The organism is Antiquaquibacter metalliresistens (assembly GCF_029211225.1).
Classification (GTDB): domain Bacteria; phylum Actinomycetota; class Actinomycetes; order Actinomycetales; family Microbacteriaceae; genus Rhodoglobus; species Rhodoglobus metalliresistens.
Genome location: NZ_JARGEM010000033.1, coordinates 1 through 509, shown reverse-complemented (window position 1 = coordinate 509; position 509 = coordinate 1). Strand labels below are relative to the sequence as shown.

The window sequence follows — 509 nt, the reverse complement described above, 5'->3', positions numbered from 1 at the left end:
CTCTACATAAAACACGAAGTGGTTAGGATCTTTTACCGGATCATATTCCATGTTTTTACCTTTGGCGAGCACACCTATTACGTGATACTTCTTGCCCGGATCCTTAGCCGCAGAGGCAAAGGTTTCGTAGGTGCTGAAATCGCCAAACATGCTTACGATGATACCTACCGCTGCTGCGATCAACACCAACAGGACTATATGCGACTTTTTCATAACTGTCTGAGAATAGGCAAAGTTACGTGTAAAAACACAACAAAAGCATGACAATGGTAAGCGCCGGTATATTATATAAAGGCCTACCGCCGCTTTAACATTTTCTTAGAAGTCAGGGTTTAACACTTGTCAATACCATATAAATTCTAAATTTGTCGCCCAATTCAAAAGCAGATGGCTGATCTAACAACATTTGATCCCAATTCAGTCGGATTAAAATCTAACAACATATTTGGTCTTCCTTTCAAAGAAGACGAAGCCGCCCTGGTGCTCTTACCCGTGCCCTGGGAAGTAAC

At 42.0% G+C, this 509-nt stretch carries 1 protein-coding gene; it reads right to left on the bottom strand.

The genetic code is table 11. The features are described from left to right. The coding region (locus PYV02_RS15345; RefSeq protein WP_275759950.1) for a hypothetical protein at positions 1-186 on the bottom strand (186 nt) is incomplete at its 3' end. Positions 187-509: the final 323 nt, after the last annotated feature.